13 protein-coding genes and 1 pseudogene are annotated in these 20,439 nt (G+C 73.9%); 6 read left to right on the top strand and 8 right to left on the bottom strand.

Going from position 1 to position 20,439, the window contains the following annotated elements:
* The first annotated feature begins 33 nt into the window (after positions 1-33).
* Positions 34-582 (top strand): RNA polymerase sigma factor, encoded by a 549-nt coding sequence (locus tag AB0E91_RS29020; protein WP_361787927.1) that lies wholly within the window; start codon positions 34-36, stop codon positions 580-582.
* A 26-nt stretch (positions 583-608) separates the two neighbouring features.
* Here the strand turns inward: AB0E91_RS29020 and AB0E91_RS29015 are convergent, their stop codons facing one another.
* Both AB0E91_RS29015 and AB0E91_RS29010 read right to left on the bottom strand, forming a co-directional pair.
* Complete coding sequence (locus tag AB0E91_RS29015) at positions 609-3,020, bottom strand: SpoIIE family protein phosphatase (RefSeq protein WP_361787925.1); 2,412 nt, start codon at positions 3,018-3,020, stop codon at positions 609-611.
* 245 nt (positions 3,021-3,265) lie between these two features.
* Positions 3,266-4,891 carry a multicopper oxidase family protein gene (locus tag AB0E91_RS29010; protein ID WP_361787923.1) on the bottom strand — a complete coding sequence of 542 codons (1,626 nt, stop codon included), beginning with the start codon at positions 4,889-4,891 and terminating at the stop codon, positions 3,266-3,268.
* Between the two features lie 151 nt (positions 4,892-5,042).
* Here AB0E91_RS29010 and AB0E91_RS29005 point away from each other — a divergent pair.
* From AB0E91_RS29005 to AB0E91_RS28995, 3 genes and pseudogenes are all read left to right on the top strand, one after another.
* Positions 5,043-5,261, top strand: a pseudogene (locus tag AB0E91_RS29005) (hypothetical protein); the annotation flags it as partial.
* 99 nt (positions 5,262-5,360) lie between these two features.
* Positions 5,361-5,741, top strand: a complete 381-nt coding sequence (locus AB0E91_RS29000; RefSeq protein WP_161179753.1) for a toxin Doc — start codon at positions 5,361-5,363, stop codon at positions 5,739-5,741.
* Between the two features lie 447 nt (positions 5,742-6,188).
* Positions 6,189-7,844: an RICIN domain-containing protein gene (locus AB0E91_RS28995; RefSeq protein WP_361787920.1), complete on the top strand. Its 1,656-nt coding sequence runs from the start codon at positions 6,189-6,191 to the stop codon at positions 7,842-7,844.
* 136 nt (positions 7,845-7,980) lie between these two features.
* On the opposite strand, the gene AB0E91_RS28990 is transcribed toward AB0E91_RS28995, so the two are convergent.
* Positions 7,981-9,138, bottom strand: coding sequence for a lactate 2-monooxygenase (locus tag AB0E91_RS28990; RefSeq protein WP_361787918.1), 1,158 nt, complete (start codon positions 9,136-9,138; stop codon positions 7,981-7,983).
* 171 nt (positions 9,139-9,309) lie between these two features.
* On the opposite strand from AB0E91_RS28990, the gene AB0E91_RS28985 reads away from it, so the two are divergent.
* Entirely contained in the window at positions 9,310-12,486 is a 3,177-nt protein-coding gene (locus AB0E91_RS28985) for a BTAD domain-containing putative transcriptional regulator (RefSeq protein WP_361787916.1), read from the top strand.
* On the opposite strand, the gene AB0E91_RS28980 is transcribed toward AB0E91_RS28985, so the two are convergent.
* The 4 genes from AB0E91_RS28980 to AB0E91_RS28965 form a co-directional block, all read right to left on the bottom strand.
* The gene (locus AB0E91_RS28980; protein ID WP_361787914.1) at positions 12,470-13,231 is read right to left on the bottom strand and encodes an ABC transporter permease; all 762 of its coding nucleotides are present in this window, start codon (positions 13,229-13,231) and stop codon (positions 12,470-12,472) included. The genes AB0E91_RS28985 and AB0E91_RS28980 overlap by 17 nt on opposite strands.
* A complete protein-coding gene (locus AB0E91_RS28975; RefSeq protein WP_361787912.1) occupies positions 13,228-14,166 on the bottom strand; it encodes an ATP-binding cassette domain-containing protein in 939 nt (312 codons plus the stop codon). The genes AB0E91_RS28980 and AB0E91_RS28975 overlap by 4 nt, the downstream gene beginning before the upstream one ends.
* Positions 14,167-14,268: 102 nt before the next feature.
* Positions 14,269-14,928, bottom strand: coding sequence for a cyclase family protein (locus AB0E91_RS28970; RefSeq protein ID WP_361787910.1), 660 nt, complete (start codon positions 14,926-14,928; stop codon positions 14,269-14,271).
* Entirely contained in the window at positions 14,925-16,511 is a 1,587-nt protein-coding gene (locus AB0E91_RS28965) for a cytosine permease (RefSeq protein ID WP_361787908.1), read from the bottom strand. Before AB0E91_RS28965 ends, AB0E91_RS28970 begins: the two co-directional genes overlap by 4 nt.
* A 475-nt stretch (positions 16,512-16,986) precedes the next feature.
* On the opposite strand from AB0E91_RS28965, the gene AB0E91_RS28960 reads away from it, so the two are divergent.
* Positions 16,987-17,409 (top strand): subtilase-type protease inhibitor, encoded by a 423-nt coding sequence (locus AB0E91_RS28960; RefSeq protein ID WP_361787906.1) that lies wholly within the window; start codon positions 16,987-16,989, stop codon positions 17,407-17,409.
* A gap of 213 nt (positions 17,410-17,622) precedes the next feature.
* On the opposite strand, the gene AB0E91_RS28955 is transcribed toward AB0E91_RS28960, so the two are convergent.
* Positions 17,623-20,439, bottom strand: a complete 2,817-nt coding sequence (locus AB0E91_RS28955; RefSeq protein WP_361787904.1) for an NHLP bacteriocin export ABC transporter permease/ATPase subunit — start codon at positions 20,437-20,439, stop codon at positions 17,623-17,625.

Below are 20,439 nucleotides of genomic sequence, written 5' to 3'. Positions count from 1 at the left end.
GCCTGCCCTGAGATCGACTTCGAGGGGGCAGCGGTGGGGGACGAGCCGACGGCCGAGGACCTCGCCCGGCTGGCCGCGGCCGGGGACACAGCCGCGCTCGACCGGCTCCTGGCCGAGCTGCGTCCGGAGGTGGTGCGCCGCTGCGGGCGCTTCCTGCCGTGCCGCGAGGACGCCGAGGAGGCCGCGCAGGACGTGCTGCTCCAGGTGGCCCGGCACATCACCGGCTTCGAGGGCCGCAGCCGCTTCAGCACCTGGCTCTACACCGTCGTCGCCAACTGCTGCCGCCAGAAGTACCGCGAGCTGCGCCGCCGCGCCGCCGAACGGCCCGCCCCGCCCACGCGCCCCGAACCCGTCGACCCGCGCACCACCAGCGTCATCGCGGGCTCCCGGGTCGACCTCCTGGAGGCGCTCGACCGGCTGGAGCGCGAGTACCCGCACCTGGTCGCGCCGCTCGTCTACCGGGACATCTGCCATCTGGACTACGCCGAGGCCGCCGAACGCGCCGGTATCCCGCTCGGCACCCTCAAGTCACGCCTGCACGAGGCCCGCAAGCGAGTACGACCCTGGCTCAGCGGCTACTGAACGCTTCCTGAACGCCCACTGGCCGCCTACCGAGCGTCCCGCTCGGGCCGCCGCTCCTCCTTCGGCAGGGCCAGCTCCGCCCAGATGGTCTTGCCCTCGGCGGTGTGCCGGCTGCCCCACCGCTCGGTGAGCTGGGCGACCAGGAGCAGACCCCGGCCGCCCTCGTCGAAGGTCTTGGCCCGCCTGAGGTGCGGGGCGGTGTGGCTGGCGTCGGACACCTCGCAGATCAGCCGGTCCGCGTCGTGGATGAGCCGCAGCCGCACCGGCTGGGAGCCGTACCGGATCGCGTTGGTGACCAGCTCGCTCACCACCAGCTCCGCCGTGAACGCCGCCTCGCTCAGCGCCCAGCGCTCCAGCTGCTCCCCGACCTCCCGGCGGACCGGCGCCACCAGCGCCGGGTCGTCCGGCACGTCCCAGGCCGCCACTTGGTCGGCGGGCAGGGCGTGGGTACGGGCCAGCAGCAGCGCCACGTCGTCCGCCGCGTCGCCGCGCGGCAGCAGGGCGTCCAGGACCCGGTCGCAGGTGGCGTCCAGCGCGTGGCCCCAGCGTTCGCCGAGGCGCCGCGTCTCGTCGCCGAGCACCTCGAACAGCAGCTGTCTGCCCCCGTCCCCGGCGCGGTCCCGCGAGGCCACCAGACCGTCGGTGTACAGGGCGATCACCGTCCCCTCGGGCAGCTCCACCTCGGCCGACTCGAAGGGGAGCCCGCCGAGGCCCAGCGGGGTCCCGGAGGGCAGGTCGAGCTCGCGGGGCGGCTTGCCCGGCTCCAGGACCACGGGCGGGGGATGGCCCGCGCGGGCCAGCGAACAGCGCCGGGACACCGGGTCGTAGACCACGTAGAGGCAGGTCGCGCCCACCTCGCCGCCGCCGTCGCCGCCGGACTCCTCGTAGAGCCGGACCACCAGGTCGTCCAGATGGGTGAGCAGCTCGTCCGGGGCCAGGTCGAGGTCGGCCAGCGTGCGCACGGCGGTGCGCAGCCGACCCATCGCCGCCGACGCCTGCACCCCGTGCCCCACCACGTCCCCGACGACCATCGCGACCCGCGTCCCGGACAGCGGGATCACGTCGAACCAGTCGCCGCCCACCCCGGCCCGGGCCGCCGGGAGATAGCGGGAGGTGGCCTCCAGGGCGGCCGTGGGCGGCAGCCGCCGGGGCAGCAGACTGCGCTGGAGGGCCAGGGCGGTGTCGCGCTCGCGGGAGTAGCGGCGGGCGTTGTCGAGACAGACGGCGGCGCGCGCGGTGATCTCCTCGGCCAGCAGCACGTCGTCCGCCGTGAACGGATCGCGGCGCCGGTGCCGGGCCAGCACCACCACCCCGAGCGTCGTGCCCCGGGCATGGATCGGTACCGCCATCGAGGAATGGATGCCGAACTCGCGCACCCGCTCGCCCCGCTCCGCGCTCCAGGCCAGCCACTTGTCCAGATCGCCCGCGGCCACCGTGGCGGACACGGTACGGCCGGTCAGCAGCGCGGCCGCCTGCGGCGAGAACTCCGGGTACACCTCGGACCCGCCCGGCTCCGCCACCGCCTCCGGCGCGCCCTCCAGCACCGACCGGTGGGCGGCCCGGCGCAGCGGCACGGGCGCCACCACCCGGTACGGGGGCTCGCCGCCGTGCTCGGCCGGGTCCAGCAGGTCGACGGTGACGAAGTCCGCGAGCACGGGCACGCACACGTCCGCCAGCTCCTGCGCCGTACGGGGCACGTCCAGGGAAGTGCCGATGCCGATGCTCGCCTCGTTCACCAGGCGCAGCCGCTGCCGCGCCCGGTCGCCCTCGGTGACGTCGTGCGCGGCGACGACGACACCCCGTACCCGGCCCGCCGGACCCGTCACCGGCGCCATCCGTACGAGCCAGGACCGGCCCGCCGCGCCGGTGACCACGCGCACGTCCAGACACCGGCCGGTGGTGAGCACCCGGAGCATGCCGCGCTCCAGCTCCTCGGGCTGCGGCAGGCCGCCCGTCTCCGTGATCCGCAGCCCGCGCACCCGGTCCTCGGGCAGCGCGGTGACCCGCGCCATCGCGTCGTTCATCCGGCACAGCCGCAGCCGGTCGTCGTACACGGCGACGGCACAGGGGGACTGGAGCAGACCCGCCTCGGCCAGCGCGTCGTCGGCCGACGCGGGTGCGGCACCGGGCGGCGGGGCGAGTACGAGCCAGTCGCCGCCGCGCGTGCCGTCGGCCGGGCGGTGCCGGGCGATCAGTCGGACCGTGACCGTACGGCCGTCCAGGTGGCGCAGGTCGAGCGTGCCGTCCCAGCGGCCGCCGGAGGGGACCGGAGCGCTGCCGTCGGACGCGAGCAGGCGGGCGGCCGGGCGGCCCACGACCGCGTCGGCCGGGTGGCCGAGCAGACGCCGGGCGCCCTCGTTCCACTCCAGCAGTGTTCCGTCGTCGGCGATCACGGCCCGGGCCGTCGCCGCCTCGTCGAACGGATAGCCCCGGCTCATCGTCGCCACTCCCAAGCGCGTGCGCGCAGAGTCGACAGGCGCACCTCCGTCATCCAGCCTAGGGGGTGTCTCCCCGATCTGCGCGGGCCCGCGGCGAGACACCCCCTGGGCCCTGTCGGCGAGCCCCCGCCCGCTGTGCGGGTTCGGGCGGGACGCGGGTCGCCCGGCGACCGGGCGCAGGCGAACGGCCCCGCCGTGCCGCCGCCTCGTCAGATGCGGGTCGTACCGGCACCTTTGCGCCCCGCTCAGGTGCGGTAGCCGAGGATCGTCATCATGCCGCTCTCCGAGTGGTACTGGTTGTGGCAGTGCAGCATCCACAGGCCCGGGTTGTCGGCGTCGAAGTCGAAGACCAGCTTGCGGTGCGGCAGGACGATCGCGGTGTCCTTGCGGGCGCCCACCGCGTCGAGGCCGGTCATCGCGAAGGTGTGGCCGTGCAGATGCATGGGGTGCCACATGTCGGTGGCGTTGATGAGGGTGACCCTGACCCGCTCACCGGCGCGCACGGGGTGGCGCTGGCGCACGTCGTACGGCTTGTGGTCGAAGCTCCAGTCGTACTTGCCCATGTTGCCCGTGGCCCTGATCCGGAACTGGCGGTCGGGCTCGCGCTCGGGCAGGGCCGCCGAGTCGGCGGGGCGCAGCCGGTTCGCGAGGACGATGTTCCCGTCCAGCTCGTCGGGGTGCACATCGGGGAGCGGAACGGTTCTGCTCTTGTCGGTGCGCAGCACCGCGATCGCCTGTCCGTTCTTGCCCTCGGCCTTCGCCACGAGCGGGAAGACGCCGTCCTTCGCGGTGAACAGCACGTCGTAGCGCTCGGCCATGCCCACGAGCAGTGCGTCCGTGTCGCAGTGCTGCACGGGGTAGCCGTCGGTGTGCGTGACCGTCATGGTGTGACCGCCGAGCGCGACCCGGAAGGCCGTCTCGGAGCCCGCGTTGATGATGCGCAGCCGGACGCGCTCGCCGGGACGGCAGCGGAAGCTGGTGGGCTCGCCCGGGCGGCGGCCGTTGACGAGGTAGACGGGGAAGTCGACGCTGCCGCCCATGCTGTGCAGCATGCGGCTGTAGGAGTGGTGCAGCCTGCGGTCGGGGCCGTTGTCCACGTGCGTGGCCGTGGGGTGGGCCGACGGGTGCTGCGGGCCCATCCCCATCCCCATGTCCATGCTCATGCTGTCGAGCATCGCCGAGTCCGGGACGAGCTGACGGAGCACCTTGTCGGGGGTGGAGCCGTTCACCCCGTCGAGCCAGTCGTCCAGGACGACGATCCACTCCTGGTCGTAGGAGAGCGGCTCGCGCGGGTCGTCGATGATGAGCGGCGCGTACAGCGCGCGGTCCGGCTGCATCCCGACGTGCGAATGGATGAAGTAGGTCCCCGGATCGGCGGCCGTGAAGCGGTAGGTGAAGTCGCTTCCGGAAGCGACGGCCCGCTGGGTCAGCCCCGGCACGCCGTCCATGTCGCAGCGCAACCGGATGCCGTGGAAATGCAGGGTGGAGAACTCCGGCAGCCGGTTGGAGAAGGTGAAGCTCAGCACGTCACCCGCGGTGGCGCGCACCAGCGGCCCCGGGAGCTGGTCGTGGTAGGCCCAGGTCCGCACACTGCGGCCGCCGAGGTCCAGCGTGGTCTCCCGGGCGGTCAGCCCGACCATGCGCACCCGCCCCGAGCCGCGTCTGCGCTCGGCGGCACGGACCTCCGGACCCGACGGGTCGACATATCCCTGGGGTCCCGGGGGGACGAAGGCCTTCTCCGCCGCCGACGCGCCGCTCGGCCCCGGACCCGGCCTGGGGCGGGAGCCGGAGTCCGTGCAGGCAGCCAGGAGACCCGCGCCGGCGGCAGCGAACGGGGCTCGGAGCAGGGTACGCCGCGAAGGTGTATGCATGAAGGAAATAAGACACTTTTTGTGCTGATATGTGATGGATCTGCGGCGGCGCGTCCGCTGGTGTCGGGCCCGCACCGCCCCCGGTACCGGCGGGAAAGGCCCGTCAACTGGCGGAATTTACGGCCAAGTACCCGCGCTGTACCGTGAGGTCATGCCAGCTCTGAATGTGGAGTTCAGCGAACGCGAACTGGCCGACCTGCGCCAGATCGCCAAGGAGCGCGGTACGTCGATGAAGGCCCTCGTGCGCGAGGCCGCCGCCGCGGACATCGCCCGGCACCGGGCACTGAAGGAGGGCGCGGAGACCTTCCGCGGCTTCTTCGCCGCCCACGCGGGGGAGTTCGCGGCGGCCTTCCCGGACGACGAACCGGCCGTACGGAGCGCACCCGCACCGGCACCCGCTTCGGCCCCCGTACCGGCACCCGCCTCCCCCTCCCCCTCCGCTTCCGCCGACGGCGAGGCCGCCTGAGCGATGCCGTCGCCCGTCATCCACATCGACGTTCCCTGGCTGCTGCGGCGGTACGAGGAGGTGCTGCCCGGCGCGGCGGCGGTGGGAGACCTCTCCGTACTGGTCGCCGCCGTGGCCCGGCACCGGGTGCAGCCCCCGGGGCCCGGGGTGGAGGCCGACGCCGCGTGGCGGGCGGCCGCCCTGCTGCACACCCTCGCCGTGCTCCGGCCGCTGCCCTCGGCCAACGCGCGGTTCGCGTGCGCCACCGCCGTCGCCTATCTGGCGGTCAGCGGCGTGCGCGTCGAACCGCCGCCCGGCGCCCTCACCGGGCTCGTGCGCGACCTGCGCTCCGGGGCGGCCGACGTGAACCGCGTGGCCGGCCGGCTCCGTTCCTGGCAGATCTGACACCGCCCGGCGGACGGGGGAAGCCGTCGTACCGCCGGCCGAGGCGGTGGGAACGGACCGGCCGGCCTGCCCCGTACGCGGAACCGCCGTTCCGCCGGGGCCTCCCGGGGAAGGACCGGGACCAAGTCCACACCGCCGGTCCCCGCGGCGACACCGTGCGCGGCGGGGCGATGGGTGCGCGTGTTTCACACGGGGCGCGAGAGAACACACCGCCGGGGGTTTCGAAGACTTCCTTTCAAAACCGGTGATGTGGGACGGGCGCCTTGTTGCTTGTGCAGAAGTTGTGCGAGGGTTGACACACCCGCGCGGGGGGTAAGGTCCGGGACCGCTTCGGCAGTTGAGGAACCGGGGCGGGGGACGACGCCGGTGACTTCCCGCTCCCCGTGCGCACCCCGGAGGTTCGCTCCCGGCTCCCACGCACCGCACGCGCCAAAGGAAACCGCTCAAGTGACCACCCCCCGACCTCCCCGTCCCCCGTACCCGCAAGGCGGCGACCCGGGTGAGTCCGACGAGTCGCTCGCCGCGCCCCTGCGCGCCGGTTCCGACGCGGAGTCGTCCCGCTCCGCCGCCCTGCTGATGGCCCGTCACTGGCAGCCCGCCACCGACTACGCGGTCATCTGCCTGGCGACGTCCGGCCCCGTCGCCCAGATGGTCACCGCGGCCGCCTTCCACCAGGTCCTCGACCGGCTCCGCTTCGGCGAGCCCGCCGTCGCCCTGCGCCCCCGGCTGCTGCTCACCGTCCGCGACACCATCGTGGACTGGGCCGCCGCCGACCGGATCACCGCCGCGCTGCCCGGCCTCGGCAAACCGGCGGGCGGACGCGGGATGCGCGCCGCCAAGTCGCTGACGCCGGAGAACCGCGCCCTCGCCGAGCGCTCCTTCCACGCCCTGGCCCCGCTGGAGCAGGCCCTGTTGTGGCACACCGCCGTCGAGGCGGAGCCGCTCGGTGTCCCGGCCGTCCTGCTCGGCCTGGACGAGGGAAGCGCCGCCGCCGCGCTGGAGCAGGCCCGGGAGCGCTTCCGCGAGGGCTGCGTGCGCGCCCACCGCGAACTGGCGCCCAGCGCCGAGTGCCGCCACTACAACCGCCTCTTCGACGTGCCGATCCGCCGGGGCGGCGACCTGCTGCCCGACGTGCGCAGGCACCTGGCCGCCTGCACCTACTGCCGGCACGCCGCCGAACAGCTCGGCCAGATCGACACGGCGCCCGGTGCCCTGCTCGCCGAGGCCGTCCTCGGCTGGGGCGCCCGCCGCTACCTCGACTCCCGCCCCGGCCGCTCCGGGTCCGCCGCCACGCACGGCACCTCCCGCCGCCCGGGCGGCCGCAGGCGCGGCGGCGGCAGGCGCGGGGCAGCGGCCGGGGGCGCCGAGGGCACGAGCCGCCGCCGGGGCGGCGAGGGCCCGCTCGCCCGCGTCGCCGGGGCCTGGTCGGCCAAGGTGGTGCTCACCGGCGTCGGCGTCGCCTCCGCCGGGCTCCTCGGGACCGTGTACGCCGTCGGCGCCTGGCCGGGCGGCGGTGACGGCACCTCCCAGATCGCCTCCACCGGTGCCGAGCCCGCCGCCGACCCCCGCTCCGCGCAGCCGTCCGACGGCACGTCACCGTCCGCGTCCGCCGGGACGCCCACCGCCGTGGCGGTCCCCACGGCCGGGCACCCCTTCCGGCTGCGCAACGTCGGCGCCGACCTCTGTCTGAGCGTCAAGGGCGAACCCCGGGACGGCGGCGCGACCACGCTGGCGCTGTGCTCCGGCGACGAGGTCCAGCGCTGGACCTACGACGCCGACGGGATGCTGCACAGCGCCGCCGACCCCCAGCTGTGCCTGGACTCGCACGCCGACCCCGGCGTGGTCATCCTGGGCACCTGCACCGATGCCGGTACGGACCGCGCGGACGACGTGCGCTACGACCTCACGGTGCGCGGCGAGCTGCTGCCCCGCTGGGACCGGACACTCGCCCTCGCGGCGGCGGACACCCGGCCCGGCTCCGACATCGTGGCCGCCTTCCGGGACCGCTCGGCCGGCCAGCTCTGGCTGACCGACACGCCGTCGGCGAAGCCCGACTCGCTGTCCATAGCGGGGGCTTCGGAGCCGCCGCGCCAAGGGGCGTAGTGCCTGCGGCGCTTCGGCCGGGGAACAGGGGTTCTCGCCTTTGTCGGGTGCGGGTGCGTGGTGGCTGGTCGCGCAGTTCCCCGCGCCCCTGGGGAGTTGTCGTGGCCCCCGGTTCAGTCCTTCGCGAAGTGGTCGATCAGGCGAGCGAGTCCGGGCCCAGTGTCGCCACGGAGGCGTGGCCGGAGAGGGCCATCGTCAGGTCCAGTTCCGCGAGCAGGCAGCGGATCACGTGGTCCACGCCCGCCTGCCCGTCCAGGCCGAGCCCGTACACGTAGGGGCGGCCGAGCAGCACCGCGCGGGCGCCCAGGGCTAGGGCCTTGAACACGTCGTCGCCGGTGCGTATGCCGCTGTCGAACAGGACGGTGAGCCGGTCGCCGACGGCCTCGGCGATCCGGGGCAGCGCGTCGGCCGCCGCGACGGAACCGGCGACCTGGCGGCCGCCGTGGTTGGAGACCACCACCCCGTCCATCCCGGCGTCGGCGGCGAGGCGGGCGTCGTCCGGGTGCAGTACGCCCTTCAGCACGATCGGGCCGGCCCAGTGCTCCCGCAGGAACGCGAGGTCCGGCCAGGTGTGCCCGGCGTCCCCGAACAGCCCGAGGAAGCGCAGCACGGCCGCGTTCGGGTCCTCGTGCACCGGTTTCGCCAGCCCCGCTTGGAACGCCGGGTCGGTGAAGTAGTTGGCGGTGCCGACGCCGTGCAGGAACGGCAGATACGCCCGGTCCAGATCGCGCGGCCGCCAGGACAGCAGCGGGGTGTCCAGCGTGACCACCAGCACCGAGTACCCGGACGCCTTCGCGCGGGCGAGGAAACGGGCCGTCACCTCCCGGTCGCTGCCCCAGTACAGCTGGAACCAGCGCTCGGCGTCCCCCATCGCCCCCGCGACCTCCTCCATCGGCGTGCTCGACGCCGACGACAGGATGTACGGCACGCCCCGCGCGGCGGCGGCCCGCGCCGCCCCGGACTCCGCCTCCGGGTGCATGATCGACAGCACCCCGACCGGCGCCAGGGCCAGCGGCGCGGGCAGCGTGCGCCCCAACACCTCGACGGACAGGTCCCGTTCGCGCACGTCCCGCAGCATCCGGGGCACGATCCGGCGCCGCTCCAGCGCGTCCCGGTTGGCCCGCGCCGTGCTGCCGTCCCCGGCGCTCCCCGCGACGTACCCCACGGGACCCGGGCCGAGCCGGTGTTCGGCCAGCTCCTCCAGCCGGGTCAGATCGGTGGGCAGCCGGGGCACCGCGCCGGTCATCCCGTTCAAGTAGATCTCGTACTGGAAATCCGCCCACTGCCCGACCATGATCCGGCTCCCTCCACTCCGTTGTGGACCTACGGTCCCCATGAGGACCGGCGTCGATCCTAGGCGGGCCGGAGCCGCTGGTCAGGAGTCGGGGCGAGATCCGGAGAACCCGATGACGATAGGCGTCACCGGCCCGGAGACGCCCGCCCGCGCCCGTGGCAAAATCGGCGCGTGCAGATCGGGATACTGGGGCCGTTGACGGCGCGCGCGGACGACGGTGGCCCGGTCGACGTGCCGGGGGCGCGGCTGCGGGGGCTGCTGGCCGCGCTGGCGCTCAGGGCGGGGCAGGTGGTCCCGAAGGCGACGCTCGTGGACTGGATCTGGGGCGAACTGCCGCCCGCCGACGCCGCGAACGCGCTGCAGCGGCTGGTGTCCCGGCTGCGGAAACTGCTGCCGGACGGCGCGATCGAGGGGCGCACGGAGGGGTACCGGCTGCGGGTGGAGCCGGACGCCGTGGACGCCGTACGGTTCGAGCGGCTCGTCGGGGAGGCCCAGGGGCGGGACGCGTTCGGGCGGGTGCGGCTGCTGCGCGAGGCGCTTGAACTGTGGCGGGGGGCGGCTCTTCAGGATGTCGGGCTGGGCGGCAGTGAGGCGTTCGACGCCGTCGTCGTACGGCTGGAGGGGCTGCGGCTGACCGCCACCGAGGAGCGGGCCGAGGCGGATCTCGCGCTCGGGCGCGGGGCGGAGACGGTCACGGAGCTGACCGATCTGGTGGCCGCGCATCCGCTGCGCGAACGGCTCGTGGCCGCGCTGATGCGTGCCCTCGTCGCGGCCGGGCGGGACAGCGAGGCGCTGCTGGTGTACCAGCGGGCGCGGGAGGCCCTGTCCGAGGCGCTGGGCGTCGATCCCTCGCCGGAGCTGGCCGCACTCCATGTCGCGCTGCTGCGGGGCGAGTTGGGGCGCCCGCAGGAGAGCCGGAAGACCAACCTGCGCGCCGAGCTGACCACGTTCGTGGGCCGGGACCCCGATGTCGACGCGGTGCGCGGGCTCGTCACCGAGCACCGGCTCACCACCGTGATCGGGCCGGGCGGCGCCGGGAAGACCAGGCTCGCCACCGAGACCGCGCGTACCCTGCTCGGTGAACTCCCGGACGGCGCCTGGCTGGTGGAGCTGGCCGGGGTCGGCGCGGACGGCGACGTGGCACAGGCGGCCCTCTCCGGGCTCGGGCTGCGGGACACCCTGCTCGGGGGCGCCCCGCACGCGGAGCCGGTGGACCGTCTCGTCGCCGCGATCCGCGAGCGCGAGGCGCTGCTGATCCTGGACAACTGCGAGCATGTGATCGAGTCCGCCGCGGTGTTCGCCCACCGGCTCCTCGGGGAGTGCCGGCGGCTGCGCATCCTGGCGACGAGCCGGGAACCGCTCGGCATCACCGGCGAGGCGCTGTGGCCCGTCGAGCCGCTGGCGCTCCCGTCGGCGGACGCCGCCCCGGGCGAGATCGCGTCCGCACCGGCCGTACGGCTGTTGCGGGACCGGGCCCTCGCGGTGCGCCGGGACCTGGCCGGAGACACCGGCACGCTGGCCACCATGGTGCGGGTCTGCCGGGCCCTGGACGGACTGCCGCTGGCCATCGAACTGGCCGCCGCCCGGCTGCGCACCATGTCCGTCGACCAGCTCGCGGGCGGCCTCGACGACCGCTTCCGCCTGCTGACCGGCGGCAGCCGCACCGCCCTGCCCCGGCACAAGACCCTGCGCGCGGCCGTCGACTGGAGCTGGGAACTGCTCACCGACGCCGAACGGGCCGTGCTGCGCAGGCTCGCGGTGTTCTCCGGCGGGGCGAGCCTGGAGGCGGCCGAACGGGTCTGCGCGGGCGAGGAGTTCGCACGGGAGGACGTCGCGCCGGAGGAGGTCTTCGAGCTGCTCACCGCGCTGACCGAGAAGTCGCTGCTGCGCACCGAGGGCGACGGCACCCCGCGCTACCGCATGACCGGCACGATCAAGGAGTACGCCGGGCACCGCCTAGCGGAGGCCGGAGAGGCGGACCTCGCCCGCCGGGCCCACCTCGCGCACCTCACCGAACTCGCCGAGACCGCCGAGCCGCAGCTGCGCCGCGCGAGTCAACTCCACTGGCTGGCACGGCTGGAGGCCGAGCACGACGACATCGCGGCGGCCATGCGCGGGGCGCTCGCGGCGGGCGACGCCCAGGCGGCGATGCGGCTGGCGGCGGCCGTGGGCTGGTACTGGTGGCTCGGCGGACACCGCACCGAGGGCATGGAGCTGATCACCGCCGCGACGAAGGTGCCCGGCGTGGTCGCCGACGAGGTCCGGGCCACGGTGTACGCCCTGTACTCGATGTTCGCCACCTCCGGGCGGGGCGACGCGCAGCAGGCCGCGGAGTGGATCCACGAGGCGCACCGGATCAACGAGGGCCTGCCGGGCGGCGGTCATCCGGCGCTGGGCCTCGTGGGCGCGCTGGTGCGTCTGCTGCGGAGGCCCGAGGAGGCCCTGACCGCGTTCGAGCCGCTGCTCGCCGACGAGGACCCCTGGGTGCGCGCCCTGGCCCGGCTGCACATGGGCAAGATGCGGATCGTGCTCGGCTGGAGTGGGCAGGACGCGGACGCCCATCTGGAGGCGGCGCTCGCGGAGTTCAGGGCGCTCGGCGAGCGGTTCGGGATCTCCTTCGCGCAGAGCGAGCTGGCCGACCGGATCGCCGCGCGCGGCGAGTTCGCCGCCGCCTGCGCGCACTACGAGCAGGCCGTCGCGGTCGTCACCGAGGTCGGCGCCGCCGAGGACGTCATCCGCATGCGCTCGCGGCAGGCCCAGTTGTACTGGCTGCTCGGCGACCGGGAGGCGAGCGCCGCCGCCGTGGCCGAGGCGCGGCGGTGGGCGGAGCGGGTCACCTGGCCGGACGCGCTGGCCGAACTGGGCTTCGCCCAGGCCGCACTTGCCCGCTGGGACGGCGACGCCGACGAGGCGCGCGCACAACTCGACCTCGCCACCGACCTGTTGCGCGACGAGGCCGAGCTGCCGCACATCCGCGCGATCAGGCACGACCTGCTGGGCCACCTCGCCGACGACCTGGACGAGGCCCGCACCCACCACGCGGCGGCCTGCGCCGCGGCGGCCGAGTCGGGATACGCGCTGGCGATCGCACAGGTCCTCGTCGGCGTCGCGGACCTCGCGCTGCGCCGCGGCGAGCCCGGGCAGGCCGCCCGGCTGCTCGCGGCGAGCGCGGACGTGGGCGGTCTGCGGGACCGCTCGAACCCGGACACGGACCGGATCGAGCGGGAGGCCCGCGACCGCCTCGGCGACGCGCGGTACGCCGAGGCGGCCCGGGAGGGGACCCGGGCCGCCTGGCCCCGCCTCGCCGAGGCCGTGCTCGCCGCGCCCCGGGTCACGCCCGCTTCTTGAACGTGGAGACCGCCCAGACGTAGCCGACGACCGCGAACCCGGCGCACCAGGCGAGAGCCGCCCAGGTGTCGCCGCTCGACGGGTGACCCGCCAGCAGGCCGCGCAGCGTCTCGACGATCGGGGTGAAGGGCTGGTACTCCGCGAACTGCCGTACGCCCGTGCCCATCGTGTCGGCGGGTACGAACGCGCTGCTGAGGAACGGCAGCATGATCAGCGGAACGGTGGCCAGGCCCGCGGACTCCACGGTCTTCGCGGCCAGCCCGAGGGCGACCGTGAGCCAGCTGACGGCGAACCCGAGCAGCAGCATCACGCCGATCGCGCCGAGCCACTGGAGGAGGTCCGCGTGCGGACGGAACCCCATGGCGAAGCCGACCCCGATGATGACCGCGTCCGCGATCAGACCGCGCACCGTCGTGGAGACGACATGCCCGATGAGCACGGCGCCGTGCGAGACGTCCATGACCTTGAACCGGTTGATGATGCCCTTGGTCATGTCCTGGTTCACGGCCGCCGCCGTCGGACCGAGCCCGTAGGTGAGGGCCATCACGATCAGGCCCGGCACCGCGTAGTCGATGTACTCGCCCCGGACCTCGAAGGCGCCGCCGAAGACGTAGACGAACATCGCCATCATCACGAGCGGGAACAGGACCGCCTGGAACACGGTGACCGGATTGCGGAGCGTGTGCCTGAAGTTGCGGCGCAGCATGACCGCCGCGTCGGCCAACGGCATCGTGGAGGTGCTCACTTGGCGGTCACCTCCGTGTGCGCGCGGCCGGTGAGGGCGAGGAAGACGTCGTCGAGGTCGGGTGTGTGCACGGAGAACTCCTTGGCGTCCAGCATGTGTTCGTCGAGGCGGTCCAGCAGGGCGCGCAGCGACCGCGAGTCGCCCTCGCTCGGCACCCGCAGGGTCAGTTCCTGGTCGTCGCGCACGGACCCGGGCAATACCCGTGCCGCCGCGTCGAGGTCGGCGGGGCCGGCGAAGCGCAGCCGGACATGGGTGCCGGGGACCTGGCGCTTCAGCTCCTCGGGGGTGCCCTGGGCGACCAGGCGGCCGTGGTCCAGCACCGCGATCCGGTCGGCCAGTTGGTCGGCCTCCTCCAGGTACTGGGTGGTGAGGAGGATCGTGGTGCCGTCGGCCACCAGCTCGCGCACGATGTCCCACATCGTGCGGCGGCTGCGCGGGTCCAGACCCGTCGTCGGCTCGTCCAGGAAGATGATGCCCGGGTCGCCGACCAGGGTCATCGCCAGGTCCAGCTTCCGGCGCATGCCGCCGGAGTAGGACGACGCCAACTCGTCGGCGGATTCCGTGAGATCGAACCGCTCCAGGAGCCCGGCGACCACCTCGCCGGCCGGGCGCACCCGCTTGAGGTCGGCCATCAGCCGCAGGTTCTCCCGGCCGGTCAGCAGCTCGTCCACCGCCGCGAACTGGCCGGTCACACCGATGACCGCGCGCACCTCCCGGGTCGCGGTCGTCACGTCGTGCCCGGCGACGCGCACCGTCCCGGCGTCGGCCCTCAGCAGGGTGGTGAGGATGTTGACGGTCGTCGTCTTGCCCGCGCCGTTCGGGCCGAGCAGGGCGAACACGGAGCCCGCCGGGACGTCGAAGTCGACGCCGTCGAGGACGACTCTGTCGCCGTATGCCTTGCGCAGCCCCGAGACCGCGATCGCTGAATTCCGCATGACCCCAAGGTGGCGGCCGCCCCTGACACGGCGCCGCCACGCCCCTGACACGCGTGCGGGGCCCGTGTCACCACGGGCCCCGCGCCGTCATTTCGTGTGCCGTCACTCCCCGCCGAGCCGCGCCACCGCGCGCACCGGCGCCCCGTCCGCCCCCGGCAGACGCAGCGGGAAGAGGAACACCTCGGCGTCGTCCACGCCCACCAGCCGGTCGAGGTGCCTGAGGTTCTCCGCGATCACCCCGCCCGCGCCGCACAGCACGCGGTGGGCCGGGAGGGCCGGGTCGGCGTCCGGGCCGCTCGGGTCCACGCTGAGGGCGTCCACCGCCACCGTGCGGACCCCGGCCGCCACGACGGCCTCGGCGGCGGCCGGGGTCAGCCAGGGATGGTCCGCGTAGGCGTCCGTGCCCCAGTGCGCCGACCAGCCGGTGGCCAGCAGCAGGACCGCGTCCGGCGCCGCCGCCTCCAGGGCCGGGGCCAGCAGCTCCGGGGTGACGGGGGAGCGGGGCGCCAGCCCGCGTACGTCGGCCACCACCGCGCGGCCCGTGAACCGGGACAGCGGCAGCTCGTCCAGCCGGGGCCAGGCGTCGTCGATGTGGTACGGCGCGTCCACATGGGTACCGGACTGCGAACCCAGGTGCAGGGCAAGGACGTTGACGCCGTCGGCCGGGGCGCGCAGCGCGGGGGAGACCGTGACCTCCGGGTCACCGGGATACACGGGCATCCCGGTCACCACGGGGACAGACAGGTCCAGCCAGCGCGTCATACGGCGGGCTCCGTCGCCGCGACCGGCTGGGCGGGCGCGTCCGGGCCCGTGATCGGCGGGACCGGGGTGTCCGCCGTGCGGGCAAGGCGCGGGCCCTCGGGGCCGTAGACCGCGCGGGGCTCGGGGAACAGCCGGAGCAGGGCCAGGAAGAGCAGCGCGGCCACCGCAAGCGAGAGCGGCAGGCTGATGTCCACGCCGCCCGCCACGTCGCCCAGCGGGCCCACGAACTGGCCCGGGATGTCGGTGAACAGCACACCGAGCACCGCCGAGACCCACCAGGCGGTCATGCCGCGCCAGTTCCAGCCGTGCGCGAACCAGTAACGGCCGCCGCGCTGACGGCGGTTGAAGACCTGGAGGGCGTCCGGGTCGTACCAGCCCCGCCGGGTCCAGAAGCCGAGCATCATCACGACCATCCACGGCGTGGTGCAGGTGATGATCATCGTGGCGAAGGTGGAGATGGACTGCACGAGGTCCAGGCCGAAGCGGCCGATGAAGATGAACGCGATGGACAGGACGCCGACCAGCAGGGTCGCCTGGACCCGGGACAGCCTCGGGAAGACCGAGGAGAAGTCCAGGCCCGTGCCGTAGAGCGAGGTCGTGCCCGTGGACATGCCGCCGATCAGGGCGAGCAGGCACACCGGCAGGAAGAACCAGCTCGGGGAGATCGCCAGCAGACCGCCCACGAAGTCCGGCGCCTTCGGGTCCACGTACGCCGGTGCCTTCGTCGCGATGATGCTCGCGGTCGCCAGGCCGAACACGAACGGCAGCAGCGTGGCCAGCTGGGAGAGGAACGCGGCCCCGATCACCTTGCGGTGCGGGGTGGACGCGGGGATGTAGCGCGACCAGTCGCCGAGGAACGCGCCGAACGACACCGGGTTGGACAGCACGATCAGGGCCGCGCCGATGAACGACGGCCAGAACATCGACTGGGTCGCCGCGTCCGCGTGGGCCGTGAAGACACCGGCGTACGACGGGTCGAAGTCACCGGCGAAGGCGATGGCGCCGAGCAGGAACAGCACGGTCGCCGACATCACCGCGATCTTGTTGACGAAGAGCATGAACCGGAAGCCGTACACGCACACCGCGAGGACCAGGCCCGCGAACAGCGCGTACGCCACGACGTACGACAGCGTGCCGCGCTCCAGGCCGAACAGCCGGTGCGCGCCGCCCACCAGGGCGTCGCCCGAGCTCCACACCGAGATGGAGAAGAAGGCGATCGCGGTGAGCAGGGAGAGGAAGGAGCCGACGATCCGGCCGTGCACACCGAGGTGCGCGGAGGACGCCACCGCGTTGTTGGTGCCGTTCACCGGGCCGAACACGGCCATCGGACACAGGATCAGGGCGCCCACGACCACGCCGAGGACGGTCGCGGCGAGGCCCTGCCAGAAGGAGAGTCCGAACAGGATCGGGAACGCGCCGAGGACACAGGTGGAGAAGGTGTTCGCGCCGCCGAAGGCGACCCGGAAGAGGTCGAGCGGGGTCGCGGTGCGCTCGGAGTCGGGGATGCGTTCGACGCCGTAGGGCTCGACCTCGGTGAGGGCGGGCGGCGGCGTGGCCGGGGATTCGGCGGGCTGTGAGGTCAACGGGGGCTCCTGCGCCGCGTGGTGGGCGGATGTCCGGATCGGGATCTGCCGACGGTACGGCCGGGCGGCGGAATCGGGCCAGGTGATGTTTCGTCCATATTCCGGGGCCGCCGATGGAGGGTTCGGCCATGCCGGTGCGCCGGAAACCCGGGCGAACGCGAGGAAGCGTGAAGGTGTCACGAACGGGACGTGAAGGCGGTCGGGGCGCGCGCGGCCGGAATGTTTCAGGCCGATTGCGCAGGCGGTGGTTTTCGGCCATCGAGTCGTCACATCCGATCAAGAACCGTGGGGTTGAGCGGCCGACGTGTTCGATTTCCGTGACTTCTCGCCACTGATTCAACACGCAAGGTTACTGAAAGTCATGGGTGGGATGTGTGTTCCGGCGGCGGACTCGGCAGAGTGGCGGCCGCCGCCCCGGCACCCGAACGGAGCCGGGCCGGCACCCCCCGACTGTTCGAGCGGAAGGATGCACACGATGCGGAACACCGCGCGCTGGACCGCGGCCCTCGGGCTCACCGCCGCCGCCGTCTGCGGCCCCCTGACCGGGACCGCCGCAGCCGCCCCGGCCTCGCTGTACGCGCCCTCGGCGCTGGTGCTCACCACCGGGCACGGCGACAGCGCCGCCACGCTCGCCCCCGAGCGCGCCGTCACCCTGAGCTGCGCCCCGACCCCGTCCGGCACCCACCCGGACCCCGTCCGGGCCTGTGCCGAACTGCGCGGTCTCCAGGGCGACTTCACGGCCCTGAAGGCCCGAGACGACGTGTGGTGCACCCGGCTCTACGACCCGGTGACCGTGACCGTCCAGGGCGTCTGGCAGGGCCAACGGGTCTCCTACGAGCGCACGTTCGGCAACGCTTGCGCGAAGGACGCGCTGGACAGCAGCGTCTTCGCGTTCTAGGACCGGGATCGCGCGGACTCCAGGACGCCGGATCGGGCTCGTGACTGGGGAGTGCGGCCCCTGGCCGGAGCGACCGCGATTCCGTTGCCGGAGCAGGCGGACGGTGTGGGGCCGACCGCCCGTCTCCGGAAGCACAACCGTGTCCCGGCCGGGCCCGTGGGGGGCCTTGGCCGGGACACGGCGTTTTCGCCGCCGAGGACGCCCGCGACGGCTCTACGTCAGCTGCCTGCGCACCAGTTCGTGCAGCCGGCCCCCGGTGTCCGCGAGGAGTTCGGCGGGCGGCCCTTGCTGGACGACCTTGCCGTCCTCCATCACCACCACCCGGTCCGCGTCCATGACGGTCGAAAGGCGGTGGGCGATGACGATCCGGGAGGCGTTCAGCTTGCGAGTGCTCTCCATGACCGTGCGCTGGGTCTCGTTGTCCAGGGCGCTGGTCGCCTCGTCGAAGAACAGCACGCGCGGGCGGCGGATCAGCGCCTGGGCGATCATCAGCCGCTGCCGCTGGCCGCCGGAGACCGCGCCGCTGCCGGAGACGATCGTGTGCAGCCCCATCGGCATCCGCTGGATGTCCTCCGCGAGCCCGGCCAGTTCGGCCGCCGCCATCGCCTCCTCCGGGGTGTACGGCTCGGCGCCGCAGATGACGTCCAGGATCGAGCCGGTGAACGGCTGCGCGTGCTGGAGCACCACCCCGCACTGGCGCCGTACCGCCGACTGGTCCAGCGCCGCCAGGTCCTGGCCGTCGTAGAGCACGCTGCCGGAGACCGGCTTGTCGAAGCCGATGAGCAGGCGCAGCAGCGTGGACTTGCCACAGCCGCTCGGGCCCACCACCGCGACGAACTCGCCGGGGCGCACCGAGAAGGACACGTCGTCCAGGACCAGCGGGCCGTCGTCGGCGTACCGGAAGGACAGCCGCCGGGCCTCCAGCGCACCCGTGAGCGGGCCGGGCCGGGTGCTCGCCGAGCGCACCTCCGGGGTGGCGTCGAGGACCGGGCGGATCTCCTCGAACAGCGGCAGCGCCGCCACCGCCGAGACGAACGCGCCGGTCAACTGGGTCACCGAGGTCAGCACCATCGTCACCGAGGTGCTGAAGGTGAGGAACGCCGCCGCCGACATCGCCCCCTTCGCCGGACCCGCGAGGAGCATGAACATCACCAGCGTGCAGACGGGCAGATAGACCGCGCCGAGCACCGAACTGAGGTTCTTGATCCGGCCGACCTTCTGCTGGAGCTCCCGGCTGCGCGCGAACTCCCGCGCCCAGGCGGCGTAGGCGTAGTTCTCCGCCGCCGCGACCCGCAGCTTGGGCAGGCCCCGCAGGGTCTGGAACGCCTGGTTGTTCAGCTTGTTGCCGAGCGTCACCAGGCGCCGCTGCCAGCGCACCTGCCACAGCCCGAGCCCCAGGAACACCGCGCCGATCACGATCAGCAGTCCGATCGCGGCGAGCGCCATCGGCACGCTGTACCAGAGCAGCAGCCCGACGTTCATCGCGCCGACCGTCACCGACTGGGCCACCACCGGTCCCACGCCCGCCAGTAGCCGCCGGATCGAGCTGATCCCCATGGCGGCGCTGGCCAGTTCACCGGTCGAACGGCTCGCGAAGAAGCGGGTGGGCAGTCTCAACAGCCGGTCCCACACGGCCGGTTGGAGCGCGGCCTCGATACGGCCCTCCAGGCGCAGGATGGTCAGGTTCTCCAGCAGGGTGAAGGCGGCCGAGACGATCCCGCTCAGCATCACCGCGAGACACACCTGGGCGATCAGGTTCTCCCGCGCCTGCGGGACGTACTCGCCGAGCACCTTGCCCGTGGCCACCGGCACCAGCGCGCCGATCGCCACCGTCACCAGACCGGCCAGCATCAGGTTCGTCAGATCGCCGCGTGTGCCGCGCAGGCTGAAGCGGAGCAGACCCAGCGGGCCGAGGCGCCGTTCGGGCAGCGGACGGTAGAACATCACCGCGCGCGGCTCGAACTCCTCCGCGTTCGCCTTCTCCACCGGCGTCTCGCGCCCGGTCGCGGGCTGTACGGCCACATAGCCGCCGCGCCGCCACAGCAGCGCGACCGGCGCCCCGGACAGCGCCCGGTGGCCCACCAGCGGGCCCACGTTCTCGCGCCACCAGTGCCCGTCGAGACGGACCGCGCGAGTACGCACCCGGGAGGCCAGCGCCACGCGCTCCACCGGGTCCAGGCGCTCGCTCTCGGTGCCGCTGTGCGCGGGCTCGGCCAGCGTGATCCCGGCCGCCTCCGCGACCAGCCTGCAGGCCGCGTATCCGGCGTCCGCGTCCGCCGCCGTGGTCCGCCGCGCCGAACGCTTGCCGATGGAGGCGAGCAGCGTCCGGTCGGCCTCGGCGCGCACCGCCTCACCGGCCTTGATCCCGGCCGCCGTACGCGTCTCGTGGCTGCGCTCCAGCTGCTCGATCCACCGGTCCAGGGCGGTCAGCAGCCGGTACTGCTGGTCCACCAGGGTCTGCCACAGCGCCGGGTCCATCAGCAGATCGGCGGCGGCCTCCGCGCCGTACACCGAGCCGTACTGCACGCTGCCCGGCGGCACCTGGGTCCAGAACACGTCGTCGTCCGAGGGCGCGGTGGAGCGGTCCTCGGCGAGCGGCGTCTGGAACAGCACCGCGAGTCCGCGTCCGACGCCCAGCGCGAGCGCGTACTCCAGGGGGCTGGTGGCGGGCGGTACGTACTGCGGGTTGCCGTACGCGTCGTACGACCAGGTCTCGGTCTGCGCGCTCTGGTACAGCTCGCGCAGGTTCACCCGGTGCACCACGCAGTCCCGTACGGGGCGGGCGACCAGCGTGTGCTGGGGGCCGGCGACCGGGCCGAGCAGCAGCGCGCCCGCCTCAAGGCGGCCCAGGTGGTGCCAGTGGCCCTGCTGGGCGGCGTCCACCGCGAACAGGTCGAGCGCGCCGGACGCCACCAGCCACAGCACCTGCGGGCCTTCGAGGTCCAGGCGGCTGAAGCCCGCGCAGTCCACCCGGGAGCCGAGCGCGCCCAGGGCGCCGAGGACCAGGTCCCCTTCGTGTGTCCGCGTCAT

This window comes from Streptomyces sp. NPDC026659, from assembly GCF_040638245.1.
Classification (GTDB): Bacteria; Actinomycetota; Actinomycetes; order Streptomycetales; family Streptomycetaceae; genus Streptomyces.
This window is presented reverse-complemented; position numbering and strand designations above follow the sequence as displayed.

Coding starts and splice junctions, on each gene's coding strand:
- AB0E91_RS28990 (WP_361787918.1), bottom strand. CDS start 9,138: ATGGTCGGGCAGTGGGCGGATTTCCAGTACGAGATCTACTTGAACGGG.
- AB0E91_RS29015 (WP_361787925.1), bottom strand. CDS start 3,020: ATGAGCCGGGGCTATCCGTTCGACGAGGCGGCGACGGCCCGGGCCGTG.
- AB0E91_RS28955 (WP_361787904.1), bottom strand. CDS start 20,439: ATGACGCGGACACACGAAGGGGACCTGGTCCTCGGCGCCCTGGGCGCG.
- AB0E91_RS28960 (WP_361787906.1), top strand. CDS start 16,987: ATGCGGAACACCGCGCGCTGGACCGCGGCCCTCGGGCTCACCGCCGCC.
- AB0E91_RS28970 (WP_361787910.1), bottom strand. CDS start 14,928: ATGACGCGCTGGCTGGACCTGTCTGTCCCCGTGGTGACCGGGATGCCC.
- AB0E91_RS29000 (WP_161179753.1), top strand. CDS start 5,361: ATGCCGTCGCCCGTCATCCACATCGACGTTCCCTGGCTGCTGCGGCGG.
- AB0E91_RS29010 (WP_361787923.1), bottom strand. CDS start 4,891: ATGCATACACCTTCGCGGCGTACCCTGCTCCGAGCCCCGTTCGCTGCC.
- AB0E91_RS28975 (WP_361787912.1), bottom strand. CDS start 14,166: ATGCGGAATTCAGCGATCGCGGTCTCGGGGCTGCGCAAGGCATACGGC.